The organism is Pseudoclavibacter terrae, from assembly GCF_008831075.1.
Classification (GTDB): Bacteria; Actinomycetota; Actinomycetes; order Actinomycetales; family Microbacteriaceae; genus Pseudoclavibacter; species Pseudoclavibacter terrae.
Genome location: NZ_WBJX01000005.1, coordinates 309,914 through 333,596, shown reverse-complemented (window position 1 = coordinate 333,596; position 23,683 = coordinate 309,914). Strand labels below are relative to the sequence as shown.

Below are 23,683 nucleotides of genomic sequence, written 5' to 3'. Positions count from 1 at the left end.
GCCCCGCGAGAACGTGCCGAGCTACCCGCGGCCCAGGTACTTCTGGAGCTGCTCGAGCTCCGCCGCACTCGGCTGCCCGTCGGCAGCCGCGGGCCGTCCGAGACCCGCGCCGCCGAACGCGCCACCCGGGCGCTTGGGAGCCGAGGCCTCCTCGACGGCCTGCTGCGCGCGCTTGGCTGGATTGCCGCTTCGCTTGCCCTGCTGCTTCTTCTTGCCGCCCTTGGCCGCAGCCTTGCGACCGCCGTGCTGGCCCGGCATCGGCCCCATCCCGGGGATCTGCGGGGTACCGCCACGGGCGACGGTCTTCATCATCTTCGCCGCCTGCTCGAAGCGCTTCACGAGCTCGTTGACGTCGGTGACGGTCCGACCGGAACCGCGGGCGATGCGCGAGCGGCGCGAGCCGTTGAGCAGCTTCGGATTCTGCCGCTCAGCCTTGGTCATCGACTGGATGATCGCCTCGGTGCGGACCAGCTCGCGCTCGTCGAAGTTCTCGAGCGCCTCCTTCATCTGGCCCATGCCCGGGAGCATGCCCATCATCTTCTTGAAGTTGCCGGCCTTGCGCAGCTGCTGCATCTGCTTGAGGAAGTCGTCGAGGGTGAAGTTCTCGGTCGCGAGCTTGCCCGCGATCTCCATCGCCTCGTCCTCGTCGAAGGCCTTCTGGGCCTGCTCGATGAGGCTGAGGATGTCACCCATGTCGAGGATGCGCTTCGCCATGCGGTCGGGGTGGAAGACCTCGAAGTCGTCGAGCCCCTCACCGGTCGACGCGTACATGATGGGGCGGCCGGTGAGCTGCGCCACCGAGAGGGCGGCACCACCCCGGGCGTCTCCGTCGAGCTTCGAGAGCACGACACCGGTGAAGTCGACGCCCTCCTGGAAGGCATTGGCCGTGGCGACGGCGTCCTGGCCGATCATGGCGTCGATCACGAAGAGGACTTCGTCGGGATTCGTGGCGCGGCGGATGTCCGCCGCCTGCTTCATGAGCTCCTGGTCGACGCCGAGGCGGCCGGCCGTGTCGATGATGACGACGTCGTGCAGCTTGTCCTTCGCGAAGCGCACCGCATCCGTCGCGACGCGCACCGGGTCGCCGACACCGTTGCCCGGCTCGGGCGCGTAGACCTGCACGCCTGCCTGCTGGCCGACGACCTGCAGCTGGGTGACGGCGTTCGGACGCTGGAGGTCGGCCGCGACGAGCAGCGGCGTGTGTTTCTCCCCGGCGAGCCGCTTCGCGAGCTTGCCGGCGAGCGTCGTCTTTCCGGCACCCTGGAGGCCGGCGAGCATGATGATCGTCGGCGGCTGCTTGGCGAACTCGATCTGGCGGGTGTCGCCGCCGAGGATGCGCACGAGCTCCTCGTTGACGATCTGCACGACCTGCTGAGCCGGGTTGAGGGCGCGGTTGACCTCGTCGCCGAGGGCCCGCTCGCGCACGTGCGCGGCGAAGTCCTTGACCACGGGAAGCGCGACGTCGGCTTCGAGGAGGGCGCGACGGATCTCGCGCACGGTGCCGTCGACGTCGGCGGGCGTGAGCTTGCCCTTGGAGCGGAGGCCGGCGAGCGTCTGCGTCAGCCGGTCAGAGAGGTTCCCGAAAATGGCCATAGTCCGCCCATTTTAGCCGAGGTGGCGGACTCCGGCGTGCGGGGTCGCGAAGGAGAGGCGCAACTGCGAGTATCGGAGCATGACCAGTGCCGCTCCCCTGATTCTGCCGTTCGAGGGCAAGACGCCCCGCATCCACGAGAGCGCCTGGATCGCGCCGGGTGCCGTCATCGTCGGCGACGTCGAGATCGGCCCGGAATCGTCCGTCTGGTACGGGTGCGTGCTGCGAGCGGATGTGGGTGGCCGCATCGTCATCGGCGCCAGGTCGAACCTGCAGGACGGCACGGTGGTGCACGTCGAGCGTGAGGTCGACACGATCATCGGCGACGACGTCACCGCCGGCCACCAGGCGCTTCTGCACGGCACGACCATCGCGAACGGCACGCTCATCGGCATGAAGGCCGCGTGCCTCTCGAGGTCCATCATCGGCACGGGCTCGCTCGTCGCCGCGGGCGCCGTGGTGCTCGAGGGCGCGAGCATCCCCGACGGCGTCCTCGTCGCCGGGGTACCCGCCAAGGTCCGGCGCGAGCTGACAGCAGAGGAGAGCGCTGCGTTCATTCCGCACGCGGGCGGCTACGTCTCCCTCGCGAAGCGGCAGAGCCACGCGGGCTCCGCCATCTCGATCGAGGACGCCACCGCCCGCCCATAGGCTTGGGGCATGGTCTTCCTCGCAAGCATCGCCCTGCTCGTCGGTGCCGTCTTCAACGTGCTCGTCTGGCCCTCCTTCTACCGTCGGGTCTCCAACGACCCGCGCGCTCGGGACGAGAACGGTCGCCCCACTCGCTTCCTCACCGTGCACGCCGTGCTCGTGCTCACGGCGCTCGTCATCGGCATCGCTCAGGCGCTGCTCGGCATCCTCCTGCTGACGAACTGAGCCGCGTCGCGGCCGCCCTCGCGCTGATGGCACGGGCGGGCGGCAGCCGGGCAGGCGGCAGCCCGGCACGGAGCGTCAGCACAGACTGCTCGGCTTGACTGGTCGCATCCGTCGTCGAACGATTGGCCGCCACCATGACCAAGCGCACCGCTCCGCTCATCGCCCTCGCCGCCGTCGCAGCGCTGGCCCTCGCCGGATGCGCGCCGACCGCACCCCAGACGGGGGCGACGGCCACGGCGTCGACGACGGCGAGCCCGTCGCCCGCTTCCACGAGCCAGGCTCCCGCCACGCCGGAGGACGGGGCCGAAGAGCCGGGCCCCGTCGCCCCGAGCGGCGACCCGCGAGTGGTCACGACTGGCCTTCGGGCCCCGTGGTCCGTCGTCGAGCTGGAGACGGGTGACTTCCTCGTGAGCGAGCGCGACTCCGGCCAGATCGTCGAGGTGTCCGCCGACGGCTCGAACCCCAATCGCGTCGTGACGACCATCGATGACGTCGCCCCGGGCGGCGAGGGCGGCCTCCTCGGCCTCGCCCTCGCGGGGACGAGCGACGACGCCGAGCGGTGGCTGTACGCCTTCTACACGGCCGACGCCGACAACCGCATCGTGCGCTTCCCCGTGACCTGGGAGGGTGGCCTCGGCGTCGGGGCCCCCGAAGTGATCGTGGACGGCATCGCGAAGGCCGGCAACCACAACGGCGGGCGACTCGCGATCGGCCCGGACGGCTACCTCTACGCCTCGACCGGAGACGCATCCCAGACCGATCTCGCCCAGGATCAGAACTCGCTCAACGGCAAGATCCTCCGCATGGAGCTCGACGGATCCCCCGTCGCCGACAACCCGTTCGGCAACCGCGTCTACTCGATGGGACACCGCAACCCGCAGGGCCTCGCGTTCGACGGAACCGGTGCGCTGTGGGCGAGCGAGTTCGGACAGAACACGTGGGATGAGCTCAACAGGATCGAGCCGGGCGGCAACTACGGCTGGCCGAACGTCGAAGGCCAGGGCGGTGACCCCGCGTTCCTCGACCCCATCCTGCAGTGGTCGACCGACGAGGCCAGCCCGAGCGGGCTCGCGTACGCTCGCGACACGCTCTTCATGGCCGGCCTCGGCGGGGAGCGCCTCTGGAAGATCAACATCCCGGAGGCTTCAGAAGCCAGCGACGAGGCGCTCTACGTCGACGAGTTCGGACGCCTCCGCGACGCCGTCGTGACCTCATCCGGCACCCTGCTCGTGCTGACGAACAACACCGACGGGCGCGGCTCGCCGAGGGAGGGCGACGACACCCTGCTCGAGTTCACGCTCAGCGCGACCTGACGCTTCCCCGGCCTGCGCATCCACCCGCGTCCGGTCGATGTCAGGTCGCCGCGGCGACAGCCTCCGGCTTCGGGTTCCGCACGCCGAGCCATGAGCTGAGCGCCCCGGCGAAGAGGAGGCCAGCCGTCACGAACATGAGCGGCTGGAAGCTGTCCACGTCGATCGTGCCGCCGGCGATGACGCCGATCATCGCGATCGCCACGAGGCCGGCGACCCGCGAGATGGCGTTGTTGGTGGCCGAGCCGATGCCGGACTGCGTCGTCGGCACGGAGCCGAGGATGGCGGACGTGAGCGGAGCGACGGTCATCGAGAGGCCGAGCGAGAAGACGACGACGCCCGGAAGCACCTGGGTCCAGTAGTTCACCTCTGCCCCGAGCCCCGAGTACATCAGGGTGCCGACGCCCGCGAGGATCGGTCCCAGCGTCATGAAGAGGCGCGGCCCGAAGCGTCCGCTGAGCGAACCGAACCACGAGGACAGCGCCACGTTGGCGATCGACGTGGGCAGCGTCGCGAGCGCGGCGAACGTGGCAGTGAACCCGGCCACCTGCTGCAGGTAGATGGCCAGCACGAAGCCGCCAAGCGAGAGCGCGGCGTAGATGAAGACCGTCGCGATGTTGCCAGCCCAGAAGTTGCGGATGCGGAAGAGCCCAAGCGGCAGCATCGGCTGCGGCGCGCGAGCCTGCCAGAACAGGAATCCCGCGAAGCTGAGCAGGCCGAGCACAAGAGGCAGGAGGACGACGGGGCTTCCCCACCCGTAGTTGCCCTGCTCGATGAGCGCGAACACGGGCCCGCCGAGGCCGAGGAAGCCGAGCACCGCGCCCAGCACGTCGATGCGCCCACCGGACTTGCTGTCGACGCCCTTGTCGAGTCGGGTGAGCATCCAGAGCGTGACGAGGATCGGAATGACGTTGATGCCGAACACGAGACGCCAGGTGACGTAGTCAGCTGCGAGGCCCCCGAGGAAGGGGCCGGCGAGGAACGCGGCGCCGGTCCAGGCTGTCCAGATGCCGATCGCCTTCGCCTGCGCGGCATCGCGGAACGCGGAGATGATGAGCGCGAGCGAGCTCGGAACGAGCAGCGCGCCCGCCACCCCCTGCAGCGCCCGCGCGACGATGACGAACTCCGGGGTCGGCGACAGCGCGATCGCGACACTCGTGATGCCGAACCCGATGAGCCCGAATCGCAGCACCGAGATGCGACCGAACACGTCAGACAGGGAGCCCGCGAGCAGGATGAGCGAGCCGAGCGTGATGAGGTACGCATCCACGATCCACTGCTGAGTGCCGAGTCCACCGCCGAGCTCCGCGACCATGGCGGGGAGCGCGACGTTCGTCACCGAGCCGTCGAGGAAGGCCACGAACGAGGCGAGGATCGCGATGACGAGGATCTGGCGTTGCTGGCGGGTCACGAGGCAGACAACCGCCGCGGGCGACGTTTCCTTCCGCCGTCCCACGAATTGCCCGGTTCGTCTCGCGCCACGGGAAAACCGAGTGCCCTCTCCGGACTCAGGAGATGCGCGGCCGCGTCCGACGAACGCTCAGCCACGTCCGTGCTCGCGGCGACGCCGGTCCGCCTCCAGCTGGGCTGCGTCAGCGGCCATCCGCCGGAGGATGTCCGGACGCAGGAGCACCAGTCGCAACAGCTCAGGCAGCGGCGCCCCGGCCAGCTGCGGGAGCAGCCTCCACCGCAGCGCGCTCGTGACCGCGTTCGCGACGACGGCAACGAGCACGAAGACCACGAAGAGCCACGGCCGCGACCCGAACGCCGTCCAGATCAGGAGCGCCGCGCCGAGCAGGCTCACGATCGCGAAGGTGACCATGCGCCAGGATCGCCGCGGCACGGAGCCGAACGCCATGAGAACCCCGCCCGCACCCGCGAGCACCACCGCGAGCGCGTAGGACAGGAACACGAACAGCGCGTCAGCTTCCATCAGAGACCTCTTCCACGGATGCGAGGCACACTACTCCCCCGCACTGGGCGACGGCGGGCCTCAGCCGACGAGCTTCTCCGCGAAGACGTGCGGCGTGAAGCCTGCCAGGTCGTTGATGCCCTCGCCCTGCCCGATGAGCTTGATCGGCAGGCCAGTTCGCTCCTGCACGGCCAGCACGAAGCCGCCCTTGGCCGAGCCGTCGAGCTTCGTGACCACGAGGCCCGTGACCCCGGCGTGCTGGATGAACGCCTCGGCCTGCGCGACACCGTTCTGGCCGGTCGTCGCGTCGAGCACCAGCAGCACCTCGGAGACGGGCGCCAGCTTCTCGACGACCCGGCGGATCTTCGACAGCTCGTCCATGAGCCCGCTCTTCGTCTGCAGACGGCCGGCCGTGTCGATGACGACCATCTCGAGCCCCTCGCGCATCGCGATCTCGACCGCCTGATACGCAACCGATGCGGGGTCCTGCCCGTGCTGCTGCGGACGCACGATACCGGCGCCTGCACGCTGCGCCCACGTCGAGAGCTGCTCGACCGCGGCCGCACGGAACGTATCGGCCGCCGCGACGACCACGGTGCGTCCGTTGATGCGCAGGAAGTTCGCGAACTTGCCGATCGTGGTGGTCTTGCCGACGCCGTTCACGCCGACCACGAGCGTCACCGCGGGGCGCTCGCGCAGGTTCAGGGTCGTGTCGAACTTCGAGAGCCGCTCCTCGATGAGCTCGCGCAGCATCCGCTTCAGGTCCTTCGGATCCTCCGTGTGGAACCTGGCGACCTGCTCGCGCAGCTGCTCGACGATCTCGTCGGTGATGTCGGGCCCGAAGTCGGCCGTGATCAGCGCCTCCTCGAGGTCGTCCCACGTCGTCTCGTCGATCTTCTGCCTGCCGAACATGCCGCGCAGAGCGCCGGACAGTGACCAGGGAGTGCGTTCAGCCATGTGCCAAGCGTAGTCAGCGCTCTGACACCATGGGTGCTGACCCCTCAGCCAGCGGCGAAACTTCGCCAGCGAGGGTGGAAACCTCGAACGGAGCACTATGCGCATCGGCCTCATCCGCCACGGCGAAACCGAGTGGAACGCGACCGGCCTCCTCCAGGGCGCCACCGACATCCCATTGAACTCGCGAGGCCTCGACCAGGCGGGAGATGCAGCCGCGCTCCTCGTGGGTCAGGGCTGGAGCAACCTCTACAGCTCCCCGCTCTCCCGCGCGAGGGTCACGGCCGAGATCATCGGCGAGGGAACGGGCCTCGGTGCCCCGATCCTGCTGCCCGGCATCATCGAGCGCAGCTTCGGGGCCCTCGAAGGTGAGAAGTACTGGATGCCAGACGGCACCCGCCGCCCACTCGACCACCCCACCGTGGAACCACGAGCCGCGGTCGTCGAGCGATCGCTGGCCGCCATCGGCGAGGTCGCGGCCGCCCACCCGGACGAGGACTCGCTCATCGTGTGCCACGGCAGCGTCATCCGGCTCGTCCTCACCGCGATCCTCGGCGCCCAGGCGCCGCACATCGGCAACCTCGGACTCAGCATCCTGCGGCCGGGCGCCGAAGGCGGCTTCGTCGTCACGCTGCTCAACGGGTACCCCCTCGTCCCCACGCCGTAGCAGGCACCGGGAACGCAGGCACGCGAACCCCGGATTCGAGCGACGGATTCACCGCCGCCCCTGGCGTCGCCCCATCCACGGTGTACGATGAGCTTCGTTGAAGGGGAGTATTCCTCCTGCGACGCGCTCGTCATCACGGTGACTGTCATCAGCCACCCGGGCGCGTCGGTCGGTTTCTGCCGACGGAAGAGACCTTCGGCCGCTTCGCCGAACACACCCCTCCGGAGGACCCGTGGACGTTCCCATTTGGATCTGGGCGGTGACCATTGCCGTGGTCATCGGCTTCTTTGTTTTCGACTTCTTCACCCACGTGAAGACGCCACACGAGCCGAGCCTCAAGGAAGCCGGCTGGTGGTCGATCTTCTACATCGCGCTCGCCGTCGTCTTCATGGTGGCGCTCGGCTTCGTCTGGGACTGGCAGCACGCGGGCGAGTTCATCGCCGGCTACACCACCGAGAAGGCGCTGTCGGTCGACAACCTCTTCATCTTCCTCATCATCATGACGAGCTTCAAGGTGCCGAAGATCGCGCAGCAGAAGGCGCTGCTCATCGGCATCGCCATCGCCCTCGTCATGCGCTTCGCATTCATCATCGCGGGCGCCGCGATCCTCGAGGCCTGGGTCTCCGTCTTCTACATCTTCGCCGCCTGGCTGCTCTACATGGCCGTCAAGCAGGCCATCGACTCCTTCAAGGACGAAGAGCCGGAGATGCCCAAGTGGGTCGGCCTCGTCCGCAAGATCATCCCCGCCAGCGAGCACTACGACGGCGACAAATGGAAGATCCTCGAGAACGGCAAGAAGGTCTGGACGCCGCTCATCCTCGTCATCGTGGCCCTCGGCTTCACCGACCTGCTCTTCGCGCTCGACTCCATCCCCGCCATCTTCGGCATCACGCAGGAGCCGTACCTCGTCTTCATGGCGAACGCATTCGCGCTCATGGGCCTCCGCCAGCTGTACTTCCTCATCGGCGGGCTCCTCGAGCGCCTCGTGTTCCTCGACCTCGGCCTCGCGTTCATCCTCGGCTTCATCGGCGTGAAGCTCATGTTCCATGCGCTCCACGAGAACGAGCTGCCGTTCATCAACGGTGGCGAGCCGCTCCTCTGGATCCCCGAGATCCCGATCTGGCTGTCGCTCACATTCATCTTCGGCGTCCTCATCGTCGCGACGATCGCGAGCATCATCTACACCCGCGCCAAGGGCGACGACGCACCCAGCACCGTCGGCTCGGCCGCCGGTGGCCCTGAGGCCGCGGTTGCCGGCGTCGAGGGCACCACGCCCGAGGCCGCGGAGGACACGGACGCCGCTCCGGTCGCGAGCCACGAGCCCGACCACCGGTAGGCACCCGCCGCCAGTACGACGAAACCGGATGCACGCGCCAGTCGCGAGCATCCGGTTTCTCGTCGTTCCGGCCCGGGAGAGTCCTCTGCGAGCCACACGTCCTCCGGTGCCGGCCCGCACACACTTGGGGTCTGCGCATCCGAATGCCTCGTTGCGGATGCGCGCGGCCCAGGTCTGCAGCTGGCGCCAGCACAGACCTGTGGCAGCCGCACCCGGGCCCTGCCAGAGGCATGCACAAGCCCCAGGTCTGCTGGCGGCCCCGCGGGGCGCGGGGGCTACAGGCGCGTCACCTCGGTGACGCGGAGGACCGCTTCCCCGGCCTCGTGCGACTCGGCGAGGTCGACGTCCGCGCGGATGCGCCAGTCGTGATCGCCCGCCGGGTCGTCGATGATCTGCTCCACATGCCACATGCCGCTCCAGAGGCCGCCAGACTGGCGCCCCTCGGAGTCGTCGATCGTGAGCAGCTTCGGCGAACGAGCCGCAGCATCCACCCCCATCGTGTCGTGGTCGTCGAAGTAGTCGTCGAGGGCCTTCGACCAGTCCACGTCCGGGTCGAGCTCGGCGAGCGCCTCGTCGCGCTGGAGGGCGGCGAGCTGAACGCGGCGGAACATCTCGTTGCGCACGAGCACCGTGAACGCGCGGCGGTTGCCGACGACGCTCGGCGGGGCCGGCGGCACCACGGGCTCGTCGCTCGCGGCCTGCTGCTCCGGGTCGACCAGCGACGCCCACTCGTCGATGAGGCTCGAGTCGACCTGGCGGACCAGCTCGCCGAGCCACTCGATGATGTCGAGGAGCTCCTCCGTCTTCGCCTCATCCGGCACCGTCTGGCGGGTCGCCTTGTACGCGTCGCTCAGATAGCGCAGCACCAGCCCCTCGCTGCGCATGAGCTGGTAGAAGTTCACGTACTCGGCGAAGCTCATGGCACGCTCGAACATGTCGCGGACCACCGACTTCGGTGAGAGCTCGAAGTCGCGCACCCACGGCTCGTGCTGCGCGAACAGCTCGAACGACTGCGCGAGAAGCCCCTCGAGCGGCTTGGGATGCGTGATCTCCTCGAGCCGCTCCATGCGCTCCTCGTACTCGATGCCATCAGCCTTCATCTGCGCGACCGCCTCGCCACGAGCCTTGAACTGCTGCTGCGACAGCACCGGACGCGGGTCGTCAAGGGTGGACTCGATGATGCTGACGACGTCGAGCGCGTAGTGGCCGGAGCCGACGGCCCCCTCCCCGCTCGTGTTCTCCTCCGAGCCGCGGTCACCGGGGGCCGCCTCCGCGTCAGGGTCGAGCAGCTCGATGGCCGCGAGCGCAAACGGAGACAGCGGTTGGTTGAGCGCGAAGTTCGCCTGCAGGTCGACGGTGAGGGTGATGCGCCCCTGCCTGCCGATCTCGACGATACCCGCCGTCACGAGCGTGCGGAAGATGCCGATCGCGCGCAACGCCAGCTCGCGCTGACGGGCGGGCTTCTCGTGGTTGTCGTAGACGAGCTTCTTCGCGTTGCCGAACACGTCTCCCCCGCGCGCGATGACGTTGATGATCATCGACGCGGTGATGTGCATGTGCGAGGTGAGCGGCTCGGGCTCGGCGGAGACGAGCTTCTCGAAGGACTTCTCACCCCACGACACGAAGCCCTGCGGCGCCTTCTTCTTGACGATGCGCTTGCGCTTCTTCTCGTCGTCACCCGCCTTGCGGACGGCGGCGGCGTTCTCGATCTCGTGCTCCGGCGCCTCGACGACAACCGTGCCGGCCGTGTCGTAGCCGGCGCGGCCCGCGCGCCCCGCGATCTGGTGGAACTCACGCGCCGAGAGGTGCCGCATCCGCTGCCCGTCGAACTTGGCGAGGGCCGTGATGAGCACCGTGCGGATGGGCACGTTGATGCCGACACCGAGCGTGTCGGTGCCGCAGATGACCCGCAGGAGCCCCTTCTGCGCGAGCGTCTCGACGAGGCGGCGGTAACGGGGCAGCATGCCAGCGTGGTGCACGCCGATGCCGGCGCGGACGTACCTCGACAGCACCTTGCCGAACGCCGTCGTGAACCGGAACCCGCCGATGGCGTCGGCGATCGCATCCCGGCCTGCACGGTCGACGACCTTGAGACTCGACAGCGCCTGCGCCCGCTCGATGGCGGCGGCCTGCGAGAAGTGCACGATGTAGATGGGCGTCTTGCGCTCCTCGACGAGCTTCTCGACGGTCTCGTGCGTGGGTGCGACGACGTACGAGAAGTCGAGCGGCACGGGGCGCTCGACGCCGGTCACGAGGGAGACATCGCGCTGCGTTCGCCGCTCGAGGTCCTCGACGATCTCGGTAACGTCGCCGAGCGTCGCCGACATGAGCAGGAACTGCACGTCGGGAAGCATGAGCAGCGGCAGCTGCCACGCCCACCCGCGGTCCGGGTCGCCGTAGTAGTGGAACTCGTCCATGACCACCTGGTCGACATCGGCGTCGGACCCCTGGCGCAGGGCGAGGTTCGCGAGGATCTCGGCGGTGCAGCAGATGATGGGCGCGTCTGGGTTCACGGAGCTGTCGCCCGTGACCATGCCGACGTTCGCGGCGCCGAAGATCTCGACGAGCGCGAAGAACTTCTCGCTCACGAGCGCCTTGATGGGGGCCGTGTAGTAGCTGCGGCCGCCCTGCGCGAGGCACGCGGCGTGGGCGGCGATCGCGACGAGCGACTTGCCGGTGCCGGTCGGCGTGGACAGGATGACGTGCGCCTCGGAGACGAGCTCCATGACGGCTTCCTCCTGCGCCGGGTACATCGTGATGCCGCGGCTCGTGGTCCACAGTTCGAACGCCTCGAACATGGAGTCGGCGTCGTACGGGTCCGGGAGGAGCGTCACGAGACCCAGCTTGGGCTCGGGCGTGGCGGGGGCTGGGGCGGAGGTGCCGTCGACGGAAGTCATTGGGTCCATCGTCCCACGCCGGCGCGCCCGGGGCGGCGCGGAGCCTCCTGCGATCGCTGCCAGCCAGATGGCCGTTCTCGGTTGTTCGCCCGCGATCGCTGCCAGTCGAATGGCCTTTTCCGCGCCGCCATTCGGGCCTCTTGCCTGGCAGTGATCCCGGTTGCGCGGGCGCGACGCGGGCAGGGCGGGGCGATGCGGGCGGGGCGGGGCGGGTTACGCGGCGGGCTGGTCCTCGTCGCGCTGGATGCGCTGGCCGACGACCGCGGAGACGCCGTCCTGGCGCATCGAGACGCCGTAGAGGGCATCCGCGATCTCCATCGTGCGCTTCTGGTGCGTGATGACGATGAGCTGGCTGGAGGCGCGCAGCTCCTCGAACACCGCGAGGAGTCGGCCGAGGTTGGCGTCATCCAGGGCGGCCTCGACCTCGTCCATGATGTAGAACGGGCTCGGCCTCGCCTTGAAGATCGACACCAGGATGGCGACGGCCGCGAGCGAGCGCTCCCCACCCGAGAGCAGCGAGAGGCGCTCGATCTTCTTGCCGGCCGGTCGCACCGACACCTCGATGCCCGTCGTGAGCATGTCATCTGGCGCGGTGAGGGTGATGTCGCCCGACCCGCCGGGGAAGAGGATGGGGAAGACCGTGTGGAAGGCCTCCCTCGTGTCCTCGAACGCCGCCTCGAAGACGGTGCGCATGCGCTCGTCGATGTCGCCGACGATGCGCAGCAGGTCGGCCTTCGTCGCGGCGAGGTCGTCCAGTTGGTCGGCGAGGAACGCGTGCCGCTGCTCGAGGGCCGCGAACTCCTCGAGGGCCAGCGGGTTGATGCGGCCCAGCGTGGACATCTTGCGCTCGGCTGCCGCGAGACGCGCCTGCTGCTCGGCGCGCACGAACGGCTCGCCGACGAATTCCTCTTCGACGTCCTCTTCGAGCGTCGCGGCGAGGTCGTCGTCGAGCTGCTCGGCAAGCGCGGCGTCGGTGGCGCGCGCGCCGGTCTCGGGCTCTTCGGCCCCGGCATCGCTGCTCGCCTGCGCGGCCGCGCCCCCAGCCGCACCCTGGGATGAGCCGTCGGCGGCGACCTCGTGCCTGGCTCGCTGCTCGGCGAGCGCGGAGGCGATGCGCTCGGCCTTCGCGCGGAGGGCGTCGTCGTCGGCGGGCACGAGCTGGTCTGGCCCGTACTCGGCGACGAGCACGGCCTCGGCGAGGCGCAGCTCGCTCGCGGCGCGCTCGAGCGTGGAGCGCAGCGAGCTCTTCTTCTCGTAGATCTGCAGCTCGATCGAGTGCACGTCCTCGGTGATCTCACTGAGGCGGGCGCGCAGCTGCTGCTCGGTCTGCCGCAGCTGGCCGAGTTCCTCGTGCTGGGCGGCACGCTCGCGCTCCGCTTCGGCGAGCTGCTGCTGGGCTTCGGCGAGCGACTCCTGCACGGCGGCGGCGAGGCGGGGGATGGCGGCGAGCACACGCTCGGTCTGGGCGAGCTCCGCTCGACGCACGACGGTCTCACGGGCGGCCTTGTCTGCGGCCTGGCGGTCGGCGTCGAGCTGGCGTTCGAGGGACTCGGCGCGGAGGCGCTCGCTGCGGGAGCGTTCACGCAGCGTCTCGAGCTGCAGCCGGGCCTCGACCTCGGCCTCCCGGGCGCGCTCGACTTCGGCGTTGGCGTCGGCCCGGGCCGAGGAGTCGAGTTCGGGTCGGGGCAGCGCCTCGTGTTCCGCGAGCGCCGCCTTGGCCGCGGCGGCCGCCTGTTCTGCCGCTTCGACGCCGCCGGAGGCGAGGTCGAAGGCCTTCGCGGCGCGCGCGAGCTCGGCCGTGCCCGCATCCACTCGCGCGCTGGCGCGGTTGAGCTGCTCGCGTTCTGCGGCGAGCGCGCCGTCGAAGGCGCGGAGCGCGTCGAGGGTGCGCTTGGCCTCGGTCTTCGCGGCCTGCGCTGCGGCGCGATGCTCGGCGAGCGCAAGCGCGGCCTGGTCGAGCTCGTCGGCGACCACCGCGAGCCGGGCGGATGCCCGATCGCGGGCCGCGAGCAGCTCGAGTCGGCTCGTCCCCTCCTCCGCGAATCCGCCGCGCAGCGAGGTGCTCGTCACGACCTCGCCTGCGCGGGTGACGACGGTCACCGCTCCGGCCACGGATGCGTCGGCGGAGGACGCCTGCGCTGCCACCGCGGCGCGTGCCTCGTCGAGCGTCTCGCTGACGTGGACGCGGGCGAGGAGCGCGGCGATCGCGGGCGGTGCCTGCACGAGCTCGACCGCGGGGCGCAGGCCTTCCGGAAGCGTGCGGCCATCGGCGCGGGTCGCCGCCGCGCCGGCAGCGCCCAACTCGGCGACCACCTCGACGAGGCCGAGCTTCTCCCCCGTGGCATGCTCGAGCACTCGGAAGGCGGCGTCTGCGTCGCTCGCGAGCACCGCATCCGCCGTCGAGCCGAGGGCCGCGGCGATGGCGGCCTCGTAGCCCTCGTCGATGCGGAGGTGCTCGGCGACGGGGCCTTCGACGCCGTCGAGGCGGGCGGCGAGGAGGGCCGCGGTGCCGTCCTTGGCGGCCGTCGCGAGGGTGAGCGCTTGCACGCGGGCCTGGAGGGCGTCACGTTCACGCTCGAGCTCGTGGGCCTTGGTGCGTCCGGCGTCGAGCTGCTGCTCCGCCTCGCGCTGCGCGGCCTCGGCGCGCTTGTAGGCGGCGTCGAGCTCGCTCGAGTCAGAGGCGCTCTGGGCAGCGCTCGCGTCGAGCTGCTCTTTCGCCGTCGTGGCCTGCGCGAGGCGGTCGTTCGCTGCGTCGCGGGCGTTGCGCTGCCTGAGCACCTCGCCGCGCACGGACGCGAGCTTCGAGGCGGCGGTGTCGGCGGTGCCGCGCAGCTCGCTGCGGGTGAGGTCGTAGGCGGAGATGCGCGTCGCCTGGGCTTGGATCTCGACGTCGATGCGGTCGAGCGCGGCGCGTGCGTCCCGGGTCGCGATCTTTGTCGCCTCCCAGAGCGTCTCGGCCTCGGCGGCGCGCTCGACGAGCACCTCGGCCTCCCGGCGTGCGACGTCCACGGCCTCGAGGGTCACGGTCGGCACGAACGCGGGCGACTCGAGGCGCGACACGAGGAGCCCCTTGCGCTGGGCGGCGAGCGCGTTGAGGTTCTGGATGCGCTCACGCACGCTCTCGAGGTCGAACACGACCCGACGGGCGCCGTCGGCCGCGTCTCCCCGATTCTCGGCAGCAAGCAGCTCGGCTCGGTTGAGGGCTGCGGTGAGCTTCTCCTGCAGCACGACCCGCTCCTCGGACCGCTCCTGCTCGATGCCAGTCGCGAGGCGCAGAGCGGCGCGCAGCTGCACGACGTCGTCGGCGAGGAGGCGCGCCTTGGCGTCGCGGGCGATGGCCTGGATGCCCTGCGCGCGCCTGGCGATGTCGGCCTGCCTCGAGAGGGGCTTCAGCTGGCGGCGCACCTCGTTGGTGAGGTCGCGGAGGCGCGTGAGGTTGGCCTCCATCGCCTCGAGCTTGCGCACCGTCTTCTCCTTGCGGCGCCGATGCTTGAGGATGCCTGCTGCCTCTTCGATGAAGCCGCGTCGCTCCTCGGGTGTCGCTCGGAGCACGGCGTCGAGGCGGCCCTGCCCGACGATGACGTGCATCTCCTTGCCGAGCCCCGTGTCGCTGAGCAGCTCCTGCACGTCGAGGAGGCGCACGCCGTCGCCGTTGATCGCGTACTCGGATCCGCCGTTGCGGAACAGGGTGCGACGGATCGTCACCTCGCTGTACTCGATCGGGAGCATCCCGTCGGCATTGTCGATCGTGAGGGTCACCTCGGCGCGGCCGAGCGGGCCGCGGGTCGCGGTGCCGGCGAAGATGACGTCCTCCATCTTGCCGCCGCGCAGGCTCTTGGCTCCCTGCTCCCCCATGACCCAGGCGAGGGCGTCCACGACGTTCGACTTGCCGGAGCCGTTCGGCCCGACGACGCAGGTCACGCCGGGTTCGAGCGCGAGGGTCGTGGGTTGCGCAAACGACTTGAAGCCCTTCATCGTGAGGCTCTTCAGATGCATGCGCGCTCGCTGGCCTCTCGCTGGTGGTCGGACTTCGCTCGTGCTCGGACTGGACTGGATGCTCGGACTGGGGTGGCGGCGCCCCGATCGGCGCGCTGGCGGGGCTCACGGAGCCCTGGCCTGACAGCTACGGTACCGGAGTGGACTACTTCATTCGGGAGCTCACGCCTCCAGAGCCAGCGTCGGCCCGAGACGGGGAGGCCTGGCGCCTGCTCGAGCGCTTCCGCGACATCGTCAACTCCGGATACGCCGCCACGTACGGCGAGGGCCGTCTGCTCGAGACGAGCCAGCGCATCCTCGCCGACTGGACCATGCCGGGCCCCGTCACGAGTCGCCTGTTCCTCGCCTTCCCGAGCGGCGACGGGCAGGACGCGGGCGAGCATGCGGTCGCCGCGGCGAAGCTCATGGTCTCGCCCCGCGACTCCCCCACGCACGCGTACCCGCACGTCGTCGTGGATGCGCCTGCCAGGCGGCGAGGCATCGGCACGTTCGTCGCGGACCACCTCGAGGAGCTCGCACGGGCGGACGGGCGCACGTTCCTGCAGTCCTGGGTCGAGCATCCCACCCCTGGAGGCGAGCGGGTGGCCGCGCCAACCGGGCACGGCAGCGTCTCGACGGCGGACCCCGCCGCTCGCTTCCTGTGGAAGACCGGCTGGGAGCTCGGGCAGATCGAGCGCATCAGCGAGCTGCGCCTGCCCGTGCCGGCCGAGAGCCTGCGCACGCACATCGAGGCCGCGACGGCGCGGGCCGGCGTCGACTACCGTGTGCTCACCTGGGAGGGTGAGAGCGATGCCGCCCACCTCGACGACCTGGCGAGGCTCAACGGCGACATGTCGGTCGACGCGCCAGCCGGCGAACTCGAGGTCGACGAAGAGCACTGGGACGCCGAACGCGTCGCCCAGATGGAGCGTCGTGCGCTCGCTTCCGGCGCGACGTTCCTCAACGCCGCGGTGCTGCACGTCCCGAGCGGCCACCTCGTGGCCCAGTCGATGCTGCAGCTCGACCTCGACGACACCACGCGCCCAGCGCAGCAGGACAACACGCTCGTCACGTCGACGCACCGCGGCAGGCGGCTCGGGATGCTCGTGAAGGCCGCCAACCTCGAACAGCTCGCCGGGCGCTACCCGGAGTGCACGGGGGTCTTCACGTGGAATGCGGAGGAGAACGCGCACATGCTGCGCGTCAACGAGGCGCTCGGCTTCGTCCAGCTCGCGCCGGAGGGCGGCTGGCAGAAGCGGCTGTGACGAGCGAGCGGACCAACCTGCGTGATCCAACGCGCCCAGGCAGGCCGTGCGCGCCCCGCCCATCCACGTCGTCCCGCAAGCTGGCCACACGTCGACGCTTGCGGTTCCAGCAAACAGGGTTGCGGATGGGTGGGCGGGTGCGCATGCTGAGCGCATGACCTCGCACCACCACCCCGCATCCGCCGCCCCCGACGCTTCGAGCACGGACGCCGCCGCGACGGCCGAACAACCGCAGGCCCCCACCGAGTTCTGGGAGGAGCTGTACACGGCGAAGCCCGCGGTCTGGTCTGGCCGCGTCAACGCGAACCTGGCGAGCGTGGCAGGCACGCTCACGCCCGGCCGCGCTCTGGACCTCGGATGCGGTGAGGGCGGCGACGCGATCTGGCTCGCTCAGCAGGGCTGGCGGGTCACGGGCATCGACATCTCGACGGTCGCCATCGAGCGAGCACGCGCGGCAGCCCGCGCTGCACGCGTGGACGGCTCGCTGGTCGACTTCGTGGCAGGCGACCTCGAGACGTGGCGCCCGGTCGAACCGCTGGATCTCGTGACGGCGAGCTTCTTCCAGTCGCCCGTGCACCTGCCACGCACGCAGATCCTCCGCGAGGCCGCCCGCATGCTCGCGCCCGGCGGCCACCTCCTCACCGTCGCGCACGCCGGCCCGCCGTCGTGGGTGGAGAATTCCGAGCATCCCGCGCACCTGTTCGTGCATCCCGAACGCGAGATCGACGAGCTGGCTCTGCCCGCCAACGAGTGGGAGACGGTGATCGCCGAGCTCCGCACCCGCGAGGTCACCTCCCCCGACGGAGCGCCGGGAACGCTGGAGGACAGCGTGGTGCTGCTGCGCCGACTGCGCTAGATCTGCGCTGAATCTGCACACGGCTTCGCCCGCGACTACTCTTGCGTGGTTGGCGACGGAGACGAGGGACGCACGTGAGCGATGTTGTGATGTACACGGATGGTGCCTGCAAGGGCAACCCGGGCCCCGGCGGGTGGGGCGTGTGGCTCAGGTCGGGCGACCACGAGAAGGAGCTGTTCGGCGGCGAGCTCACCACGACGAACAACCGCATGGAGCTGAAGGCCGTCATCGAGGGGCTCAGCGCGCTGAAGAAGCCGTGCACGGTCGCGCTCTACCTGGACAGCCAGTACGTCCGCAAGGGCATCACCGAGTGGATCAAGGGCTGGAAGGCGAAGGGGTGGAAGACCGCCTCGAAGCAGCCCGTCAAGAACGCGGAGCTCTGGAAGGAGCTCGACGCGCTGGTCGAGGACAGCGGCCACACGATCGAGTGGCACTGGGTGAAGGGCCACTCAGGCGACGTCGGCAACGAGCGCGCCGACATGCTCGCGAACAAGGGCGTCGACCAGGCACTCGGCCGCCGCTAGCCTCACCAGCGTCCCGCCACCATCGAAGCGTTGAGCACTCGCCGTGACCGAGTTCTCGCGGAACAGCGTGATCGCCCACCTCGAAGCAAGGGGCTCCTCGCAGGAGCACTCGTGGGACCGGGCCCACACGCACGACGCCTTCCCGAACGGGTTCATCGACGCGCAGCAGATCGACGCCGACCGGCGGCGCTCGCTCGCTGCTCCTCGCGCGGGCTATGCAGTGCCGATGGCCCGGACGATGCTCGCGAGCCCGAAACGCCACGCCTCGTCGACGTCCCCGCCGAGATTGAACCCCTGGTTGAGCTCCATGCTCACGAAGCCGGCGGCCCAGGCCGTGAGCGTGCGGGCGGCCTCGAGCGCCCGATGCTCACCCGCGACCTCACCGGCTAACCGCAGGATTCCCTGACTGGCGGACGCCCCGAACTCTGGCCGTGCCGTGGGCGTTCCCGCGCCCGGCGTCAGGATCAGCTGGAAGGCGGCTGGCCGCTCGTGGCCGAAGGCACGGAACTCGTCGGCGAGCTCCTCGAGGCTGCTCGCGGCGTCGAGCCGCTCCCCCAGCTCGAGCAGGCTCGCTTCCGCCACGAGCTGGATGAGCTCCTCGCGGTTGGCCACCCGCTTGTACAACGACGGGGCGCGCACCCCGACGCGGCTGGCGACCGCCTGCATGCTGAGGCCTGCGAGCCCCTCGCTCTCGAGGAGGTCGCGGGCTGCGAGCACGATGGCGTCGAGGGAGGTTCTGTCCGGTGTCGGCATACCTCCACTATAGCTATTGACAGTAGCCATGATGGCTACGTAAGTTAGCCATCATGAGACTCGACACTTCGCTCCACCGCATCGGCAACGACATCGTGGCCGCCTACCTCGTCGTGACGCCAGAGGGAGTGACCGTCATCGACGCGGGCCTGTCCGGCCACTGGCGTGACCTCGTCGCAGAGCTGGCCTCGCTTGGGCTCACGGTCGCCGACGTCCGGGGCGTTGTCCTCACCCACGGCGACTCCGACCACGTCGGCTTCGCGGAACGCCTGCGCCGCGACCACGGCGTGCCCGTCTTCGTGCACGCCGCCGATGCGGACCGGGCGAAGGGAGGCCCGAAGCCGGCGACCGCGAAGCAGGCGATGAAGTTCGGCCCCCTCCTCGGGTTCGCCGCCTACTCCCTCCGGAAGGGTGGCGCACGAACCGAGTGGCTGACCGAGGTCATCGAGGTGCAGGGCGGCGAAACCCTCGACCTCCCCGGCTCCCCGCAGATCATCAGCATGCCGGGCCACTCCGCGGGCAGCATCGCGGTCTTCGTGCCGACAGTCGACGCCGTCTTCGTCGGCGACGGTCTCACGACCCGCCACGTGCTGACCGGTGCAGACGGCCCGCAACCGGCGCCGTTCACTGACGAGCCCGCCCAGGCGATCGCGTCCCTGCACGCCATCGTCAGCACCACAGCGAAGTGGGTGCTGCCCGGCCACGGAGCCCCATGGAGCAACGGCGTGGCTGCGGCGGTGGCGGCCGTGGAGTCGGCAGCAGCTGACCCTCGCTGACCGCGATGCGTCCGTGCGGAGCACGACGTCGCGGTTGGTGACGGCTAGCGCTCCCGCTGGCACTTCTCGCAGAAGTGCGAGCCCCGGTTCTGAAACTTCTCGCGCACGATCGGCCGCCCGCACCTCGGGCAGGGCTTCCCCTGACGCCCGTACACGTTGAGCGAATGCGCGAAGTACCCGGCCTGCCCGTTCACGTTGACGTACTGGGCGTCGAAGGAGGTGCCGCCCTCGGCGAGCGCCTTCGCGAACACCTCGCGCACGTGCCGCAGCAATTCCCTCGCCTTGGACGGCGACAACCCCGCCGTGTTGCGCGCGTAGTGCAGCCGCGCCCGCCACAGCGCCTCGTCGGCGTAGATGTTCCCGATCCCCGAGATGAGCGTCTGGTCCAGCAGCGCCGACTTCACGCCCGTCTTCCGTCGCAGCAGCGCGGCCGCCCAGGCGTCGTCGTCGAAGTGCGGGTCGAGCGGGTCCCGGGCGATGTGCGCGACCTGCGACGGGACGTGCTCGCCCGCGACGTCCAGCGTCGGCACGAGCCGGTCGATCGCCAGCGACCCGAAGACGCGCTGGTCGGCGAACGCCACCACGAGGTCGCCAGCTGGGCCATCGACCCGGATGCGCGCGCGCAGGTGACGGTCGTCGAGCGCATCCGGCGTGCGCAGCAGCATCTGGCCGCTCATGCCCAGATGCGCGGTCAGCGCCTCCTCGCGACCCTCAAGCGGGAGCCACAGGTACTTGCCCCGCCGCGAGACGCCCTCGAACCGTGCACCCTCGAGCGCGCCGACGAAGTGCACCGAGTCTCCGAGGTGGCGGCGCAGGGACCGCTCGTCGAGCACCTCGACCGCCGACACGGACGCCCCCGTCACGGCGGGAGCCAGGCCGAGGCGGACGACCTCGACTTCAGGCAGCTCGGGCACGGCTAGGAAACCGAGGGGGCGACGTCGTCGCCACGGCTCAGCTGATGCCACGCGGCGAGCGCCCCAGCCACTTCGGCCTGCTTCTTGCTCGTGCCGACACCCTTCGCCTGAGCGAGGACGCGCTTCTTCTTCAGCACCGTCACGGTGGCGGTGAAGCTGCGGTCATGCTCGAGCCCGGATCCCTCGACCTCGTACCTCGGCGGCTCGGCACCGCGAGTGTCGGCGAGCTCCTGCAGAGCGGTCTTCGGGTCCTGCTCGGCGCCGAGGCGCCACACGACGGCGAGCTTCGGCTCCACCAGACGCAGGATCAGCTCGGTCGCGACGTCGACACCGGCGGACAGATAGGCGGCCCCGATGACCGCCTCCATCGTGTCGGCGAGCACCGAGTCCTTGTTGTTGCCACCCGTCAGGTGCTCGCCGCGGCCCAGGTGCAGATACTTCCCGAGGTCGATGCCCCGAGCGATCTCCGCCAGCGCCACCGTCGAGACGAGGGACGCGCGCAGGCGCGACAGCTGTCCCTCCGTGTAGTCGGGGTACGTGCGGTACAGCATGACCGTCACCGCCTGCCCGAGAATCGAATCGCCGAGGAACTCGAGGCGCTGATTGTCGGGAATGCCGCCGTTCTCGACCGCGTACGACCTGTGGGTCAACGCGAGCTCGAGCAGTGCGGGAACGAAGTCGACCCCGAGGCCGCCTGCCAGCTCAGCTGACGGTGCGGCGTCGGGGTCGATGATCTTCACGTCGTGCATGACGCGAGGATCAGACGTCTGCGACCTTGCGGCCCTTGTACTCGAAGAACAGCGGAGTGCCAGCTGCGTCCTCGACAACCTTCGCGCGGTGCGGGAGGCTGTAGGTGACCTTGCCGTTCTCAACGGTCTTGACGAGGGTCGGCACAGAGGCCTTCCACTGCGAACGACGCGAACGCGTGTTCGAGCGGCTCATCTTGCGCTTGGGGAGAGCCATCGGCGTCTACCTTTCATCTTTCATCGTGCAGGGAGGCGAGCTCATCTCTGGCCCGGCTCCCCCTTGTAATCATGGTTGCGCGCATCCTCACGAGATTCTGTCTCACGAGGACCCGCGACTTCCTCAGAACCCGTTGCTGGTTCCTCGGCTGCTTCTGTTGAAGCGCCAAACCCTGCCAACGCCGCCCAACGCGGGTCAACCGCGGGCGCCTGCTCTTCGAGCGGCTCCACCAGCTTCTCGCCGGTTTCGGGATCTAGGCCGAGGCAGTCCGGCCGACAAACCGGCTGGAATGGCAGTGCGAGCACTACCGCATCGCGAACGGGCGGTTCAAGGTCGACAGTGTCGTCGTGAACCTCGTACTCGAGGGCTTCGTCGCGAGCATACGCGAAAAGCTCTGCGAAATCGACCCGGAGCGGCTCGTCCAGCGGCGTCAGGCACCGGCTGCACTCCCCGCTCATCCGGGACTCGAGGCTGGCGGTCGCCAGAATGCCGTCGTGCAGGACCTCAAGACGCACGTCGAGCTCGATCGGCGTGCCCTTCTCGATGTAGCCGAGCCCTTCGCCGATGCGCTCAGGCGCGTCGAAGTCGAGCTCGAGCGTTCGCATCGTGCCGGCCTTGCCCACGATGGTCGCGATGTTCACGAGGTACGGAGAGGAAGTCACCGGGAGATTGTACGCCCTCGGCTCGGAGTGCATCCCGAAACCCCTACTCGATGGAGGTGTCGGTATCGCCCTGCAGGTACTCGTAGACGACACGCGGCACGTACGGCGAGACGTCGCCCCCGAGGCCAGCCACCTGACGGACCAGGGAGCTGGACACGTGCGCGTGGCTCGGGTCGGGGAGCATGAACATCGTCTCGACGCGGGCGAGGTTGCGGTTCACGATCGCCATCGGCGTCTCGTAGGTGACGTCGGCCTGCGAGCGGATGCCCTTCACGATGACCTTCGCGCCGACGTCGGTGCAGTAGTCGACCAGCAGGCCGACGCTCCACGAGGCGACGCGGACGTTGCCGCGGATCCCGCTCGCCGAGACGGCCTGCTCGATGAGCTCCACCCGGCGTGCGATGGGCAGGAGCGCGTGCTTGTCCGGGTTGTGCACGACGACGACGTGCACTTCCTCGAAGACCGAGGTGGCGCGCTGGATGACATCGAGGTGGCCAAGGGTCACCGGATCGAACGAACCGGGCACAACAGCGATTCTGCTCATGCGGACAAGACTACGGGGCGCTTCCTGCGCGAACGGCACAGGAACACCGCGTCGCCGCGTGCGGGCGGAACGCGGGGCCGGAACGCCGCTCGGCGGGCCGGCTCAGCGTCAGCGCGCGTTGGGCGTGTCGTCGTCTGGGTCGGTCGTCGGCTCGTCGGCCTGCGGCTTGCGGCTCGCCTCGAGGTCGGCGGCCTTGCGACGGAACACCAGGAAGGAGACGAGGACGACGGAGACTCCGGCGAGCCCCATGAGCACCCAGGCCCACGGCGGGATCCCCGAGTCCTCGGGAGCTGGGGTGCTGGACTGCTCTGCCGCGCCTGTCGCTCCCGCGTCGCTGTTGGTGAGCGTGGACCCCTCCGTGTTCTCCGCGGCTCCGAAACCGGCAGACGCGGAGGCGGAGGCGGAGGGCTGCGTGTCCTCCGCAGAGGCGACGCCCACGGAGACGGTGAACGGGATGGTGCCGGAGATGGGATGGCCGTCGGAGGAGACGACCTGCCAGTTGAGCGCGTAGTCTCCGGCGGCGAGCTCTGGGAGCACCTGGTCGACAACCGTGCCGTCCACCGTCGCGGGCGACTCGAGATCAACAGCGGTCTCCTCCACGGCGCTCACCGCGAAGAGCTCGATCTGCGGCCCGAGCGTGCCCTCTGACTGCACTTCCGCGGAGAACGTCAGGGTCGCGCTCGCCGGGGCCACCTCCACAGCATCGTCGGCGGAGGGGCTCGACTCGACCAGTGAGTCGTGCGCGGAGGCGTACTGCGACCCGAGCCCGAGCGCGAGCGCCAGGAAGGCCAGCATCGCGGCGATCATGAGGCGGGAGGCGAAGCGGAGCGAGCGCGCGGAGGAGGAAGAGGTCACCGGACCATCGTAGGCCAGGGGTCTGACCCCGTCTCCTGGCGCGGACCTGTCTGGGC

The 23,683-nt window shown here is 69.8% G+C and carries 22 protein-coding genes; 9 read left to right on the top strand and 13 right to left on the bottom strand.

Annotated elements, in window-relative coordinates:
* Nucleotides 1-21: 21 nt before the first annotated feature.
* Nucleotides 22-1,593, bottom strand: a complete 1,572-nt coding sequence (ffh, locus tag F8O03_RS15265; RefSeq protein WP_151424617.1) for a signal recognition particle protein — start codon at nucleotides 1,591-1,593, stop codon at nucleotides 22-24.
* A gap of 79 nt (nucleotides 1,594-1,672) precedes the next feature.
* Here ffh and F8O03_RS15260 point away from each other — a divergent pair, with 79 nt between their 5' ends.
* The 3 genes from F8O03_RS15260 to F8O03_RS15250 all read left to right on the top strand — a co-directional run bounded on the left by F8O03_RS15260 (nucleotide 1,673) and on the right by F8O03_RS15250 (nucleotide 3,777).
* Nucleotides 1,673-2,239 (top strand): gamma carbonic anhydrase family protein, encoded by a 567-nt coding sequence (locus F8O03_RS15260; RefSeq protein WP_151424616.1) that lies wholly within the window; start codon nucleotides 1,673-1,675, stop codon nucleotides 2,237-2,239.
* Between the two features lie 9 nt (nucleotides 2,240-2,248).
* On the top strand, nucleotides 2,249-2,464 hold the full coding sequence (locus F8O03_RS15255; protein WP_104311286.1) for an SCO4848 family membrane protein: 216 nt from the start codon (nucleotides 2,249-2,251) through the stop codon (nucleotides 2,462-2,464).
* A gap of 134 nt (nucleotides 2,465-2,598) precedes the next feature.
* The gene (locus F8O03_RS15250) at nucleotides 2,599-3,777 is read left to right on the top strand and encodes a PQQ-dependent sugar dehydrogenase (RefSeq protein ID WP_151424615.1); all 1,179 of its coding nucleotides are present in this window, start codon (nucleotides 2,599-2,601) and stop codon (nucleotides 3,775-3,777) included.
* Between the two features lie 40 nt (nucleotides 3,778-3,817).
* On the opposite strand, the gene F8O03_RS15245 is transcribed toward F8O03_RS15250, so the two are convergent.
* The 3 genes from F8O03_RS15245 to ftsY form a co-directional block, all read right to left on the bottom strand.
* Nucleotides 3,818-5,185: an MFS transporter gene (locus F8O03_RS15245; RefSeq protein ID WP_151424614.1), complete on the bottom strand. Its 1,368-nt coding sequence runs from the start codon at nucleotides 5,183-5,185 to the stop codon at nucleotides 3,818-3,820.
* A gap of 129 nt (nucleotides 5,186-5,314) precedes the next feature.
* A complete protein-coding gene (locus F8O03_RS15240; protein ID WP_151424613.1) occupies nucleotides 5,315-5,707 on the bottom strand; it encodes a hypothetical protein in 393 nt (130 codons plus the stop codon).
* Between the two features lie 60 nt (nucleotides 5,708-5,767).
* A complete protein-coding gene (gene ftsY / locus F8O03_RS15235) occupies nucleotides 5,768-6,643 on the bottom strand; it encodes a signal recognition particle-docking protein FtsY (protein ID WP_104252480.1) in 876 nt (291 codons plus the stop codon).
* 97 nt (nucleotides 6,644-6,740) lie between these two features.
* Here ftsY and F8O03_RS15230 point away from each other — a divergent pair, with 97 nt between their 5' ends.
* Together F8O03_RS15230 and F8O03_RS15225 are read left to right on the top strand one after the other, a co-directional pair.
* Nucleotides 6,741-7,307, top strand: coding sequence for a histidine phosphatase family protein (locus tag F8O03_RS15230; protein WP_151424612.1), 567 nt, complete (start codon nucleotides 6,741-6,743; stop codon nucleotides 7,305-7,307).
* A gap of 232 nt (nucleotides 7,308-7,539) precedes the next feature.
* On the top strand, nucleotides 7,540-8,643 hold the full coding sequence (locus F8O03_RS15225) for a TerC family protein (RefSeq protein WP_104252478.1): 1,104 nt from the start codon (nucleotides 7,540-7,542) through the stop codon (nucleotides 8,641-8,643).
* Nucleotides 8,644-8,918: 275 nt separating this feature from the next.
* Here F8O03_RS15225 and F8O03_RS15220 read toward each other — a convergent pair whose 3' ends face one another.
* Entirely contained in the window at nucleotides 8,919-11,540 is a 2,622-nt protein-coding gene (locus tag F8O03_RS15220) for a DEAD/DEAH box helicase (RefSeq protein ID WP_151424611.1), read from the bottom strand.
* A gap of 213 nt (nucleotides 11,541-11,753) precedes the next feature.
* Nucleotides 11,754-15,536, bottom strand: a complete 3,783-nt coding sequence (locus tag F8O03_RS15215; RefSeq protein ID WP_151424610.1) for an AAA family ATPase — start codon at nucleotides 15,534-15,536, stop codon at nucleotides 11,754-11,756.
* 140 nt (nucleotides 15,537-15,676) lie between these two features.
* On the opposite strand from F8O03_RS15215, the gene F8O03_RS15210 reads away from it, so the two are divergent.
* From F8O03_RS15210 to rnhA, 3 genes are all read left to right on the top strand, one after another.
* Nucleotides 15,677-16,780, top strand: a complete 1,104-nt coding sequence (locus F8O03_RS15210) for a GNAT family N-acetyltransferase (protein WP_151424609.1) — start codon at nucleotides 15,677-15,679, stop codon at nucleotides 16,778-16,780.
* A gap of 154 nt (nucleotides 16,781-16,934) precedes the next feature.
* Nucleotides 16,935-17,636, top strand: coding sequence for a class I SAM-dependent methyltransferase (locus tag F8O03_RS15205; protein WP_151424608.1), 702 nt, complete (start codon nucleotides 16,935-16,937; stop codon nucleotides 17,634-17,636).
* 74 nt (nucleotides 17,637-17,710) lie between these two features.
* Complete coding sequence (gene rnhA / locus F8O03_RS15200; RefSeq protein ID WP_151424607.1) at nucleotides 17,711-18,160, top strand: ribonuclease HI; 450 nt, start codon at nucleotides 17,711-17,713, stop codon at nucleotides 18,158-18,160.
* Nucleotides 18,161-18,373: 213 nt separating this feature from the next.
* Here rnhA and F8O03_RS15195 read toward each other — a convergent pair whose 3' ends face one another.
* The gene (locus F8O03_RS15195; RefSeq protein ID WP_151424606.1) at nucleotides 18,374-18,913 is read right to left on the bottom strand and encodes a TetR/AcrR family transcriptional regulator; all 540 of its coding nucleotides are present in this window, start codon (nucleotides 18,911-18,913) and stop codon (nucleotides 18,374-18,376) included.
* Between the two features lie 53 nt (nucleotides 18,914-18,966).
* On the opposite strand from F8O03_RS15195, the gene F8O03_RS15190 reads away from it, so the two are divergent.
* Entirely contained in the window at nucleotides 18,967-19,689 is a 723-nt protein-coding gene (locus tag F8O03_RS15190) for an MBL fold metallo-hydrolase (RefSeq protein WP_151424605.1), read from the top strand.
* Between the two features lie 44 nt (nucleotides 19,690-19,733).
* Here the strand turns inward: F8O03_RS15190 and mutM are convergent, their stop codons facing one another.
* The 6 genes from mutM to F8O03_RS15160 form a co-directional block, all read right to left on the bottom strand.
* Nucleotides 19,734-20,603, bottom strand: coding sequence for a bifunctional DNA-formamidopyrimidine glycosylase/DNA-(apurinic or apyrimidinic site) lyase (gene mutM / locus F8O03_RS15185; RefSeq protein WP_151424604.1), 870 nt, complete (start codon nucleotides 20,601-20,603; stop codon nucleotides 19,734-19,736).
* Nucleotides 20,604-20,605: 2 nt separating this feature from the next.
* On the bottom strand, nucleotides 20,606-21,352 hold the full coding sequence (rnc, locus tag F8O03_RS15180; RefSeq protein ID WP_151424603.1) for a ribonuclease III: 747 nt from the start codon (nucleotides 21,350-21,352) through the stop codon (nucleotides 20,606-20,608).
* Nucleotides 21,353-21,362: 10 nt separating this feature from the next.
* Nucleotides 21,363-21,566, bottom strand: a complete 204-nt coding sequence (gene rpmF, locus F8O03_RS15175) for a 50S ribosomal protein L32 (protein WP_068484295.1) — start codon at nucleotides 21,564-21,566, stop codon at nucleotides 21,363-21,365.
* Nucleotides 21,567-21,607: 41 nt separating this feature from the next.
* Nucleotides 21,608-22,228 carry a YceD family protein gene (locus F8O03_RS15170; protein WP_244296316.1) on the bottom strand — a complete coding sequence of 207 codons (621 nt, stop codon included), beginning with the start codon at nucleotides 22,226-22,228 and terminating at the stop codon, nucleotides 21,608-21,610.
* Nucleotides 22,229-22,271: 43 nt separating this feature from the next.
* Nucleotides 22,272-22,772 (bottom strand): pantetheine-phosphate adenylyltransferase, encoded by a 501-nt coding sequence (gene coaD, locus F8O03_RS15165; protein ID WP_104252466.1) that lies wholly within the window; start codon nucleotides 22,770-22,772, stop codon nucleotides 22,272-22,274.
* 108 nt (nucleotides 22,773-22,880) lie between these two features.
* Nucleotides 22,881-23,627 (bottom strand): copper resistance CopC family protein, encoded by a 747-nt coding sequence (locus tag F8O03_RS15160; RefSeq protein ID WP_151424601.1) that lies wholly within the window; start codon nucleotides 23,625-23,627, stop codon nucleotides 22,881-22,883.
* Between the last annotated feature and the right edge of the window lie 56 nt (nucleotides 23,628-23,683).

What these genes read in the sequence shown, in the direction of transcription:
- ffh (WP_151424617.1), bottom strand. Translation starts at nt 1,593, where the DNA reads ATGGCCATTTTCGGGAACCTCTCTGACCGGCTGACGCAGACGCTCGCC.
- F8O03_RS15260 (WP_151424616.1), top strand. Translation starts at nt 1,673, where the DNA reads ATGACCAGTGCCGCTCCCCTGATTCTGCCGTTCGAGGGCAAGACGCCC.
- F8O03_RS15255 (WP_104311286.1), top strand. Translation starts at nt 2,249, where the DNA reads ATGGTCTTCCTCGCAAGCATCGCCCTGCTCGTCGGTGCCGTCTTCAAC.
- F8O03_RS15250 (WP_151424615.1), top strand. Translation starts at nt 2,599, where the DNA reads ATGACCAAGCGCACCGCTCCGCTCATCGCCCTCGCCGCCGTCGCAGCG.
- F8O03_RS15240 (WP_151424613.1), bottom strand. Translation starts at nt 5,707, where the DNA reads ATGGAAGCTGACGCGCTGTTCGTGTTCCTGTCCTACGCGCTCGCGGTG.
- ftsY (WP_104252480.1), bottom strand. Translation starts at nt 6,643, where the DNA reads ATGGCTGAACGCACTCCCTGGTCACTGTCCGGCGCTCTGCGCGGCATG.
- F8O03_RS15230 (WP_151424612.1), top strand. Translation starts at nt 6,741, where the DNA reads ATGCGCATCGGCCTCATCCGCCACGGCGAAACCGAGTGGAACGCGACC.
- F8O03_RS15220 (WP_151424611.1), bottom strand. Translation starts at nt 11,540, where the DNA reads ATGACTTCCGTCGACGGCACCTCCGCCCCAGCCCCCGCCACGCCCGAG.
- F8O03_RS15215 (WP_151424610.1), bottom strand. Translation starts at nt 15,536, where the DNA reads ATGCATCTGAAGAGCCTCACGATGAAGGGCTTCAAGTCGTTTGCGCAA.
- F8O03_RS15205 (WP_151424608.1), top strand. Translation starts at nt 16,935, where the DNA reads ATGACCTCGCACCACCACCCCGCATCCGCCGCCCCCGACGCTTCGAGC.
- F8O03_RS15195 (WP_151424606.1), bottom strand. Translation starts at nt 18,913, where the DNA reads ATGCCGACACCGGACAGAACCTCCCTCGACGCCATCGTGCTCGCAGCC.
- F8O03_RS15190 (WP_151424605.1), top strand. Translation starts at nt 18,967, where the DNA reads ATGAGACTCGACACTTCGCTCCACCGCATCGGCAACGACATCGTGGCC.
- rnc (WP_151424603.1), bottom strand. Translation starts at nt 21,352, where the DNA reads ATGCACGACGTGAAGATCATCGACCCCGACGCCGCACCGTCAGCTGAG.
- rpmF (WP_068484295.1), bottom strand. Translation starts at nt 21,566, where the DNA reads ATGGCTCTCCCCAAGCGCAAGATGAGCCGCTCGAACACGCGTTCGCGT.
- coaD (WP_104252466.1), bottom strand. Translation starts at nt 22,772, where the DNA reads ATGAGCAGAATCGCTGTTGTGCCCGGTTCGTTCGATCCGGTGACCCTT.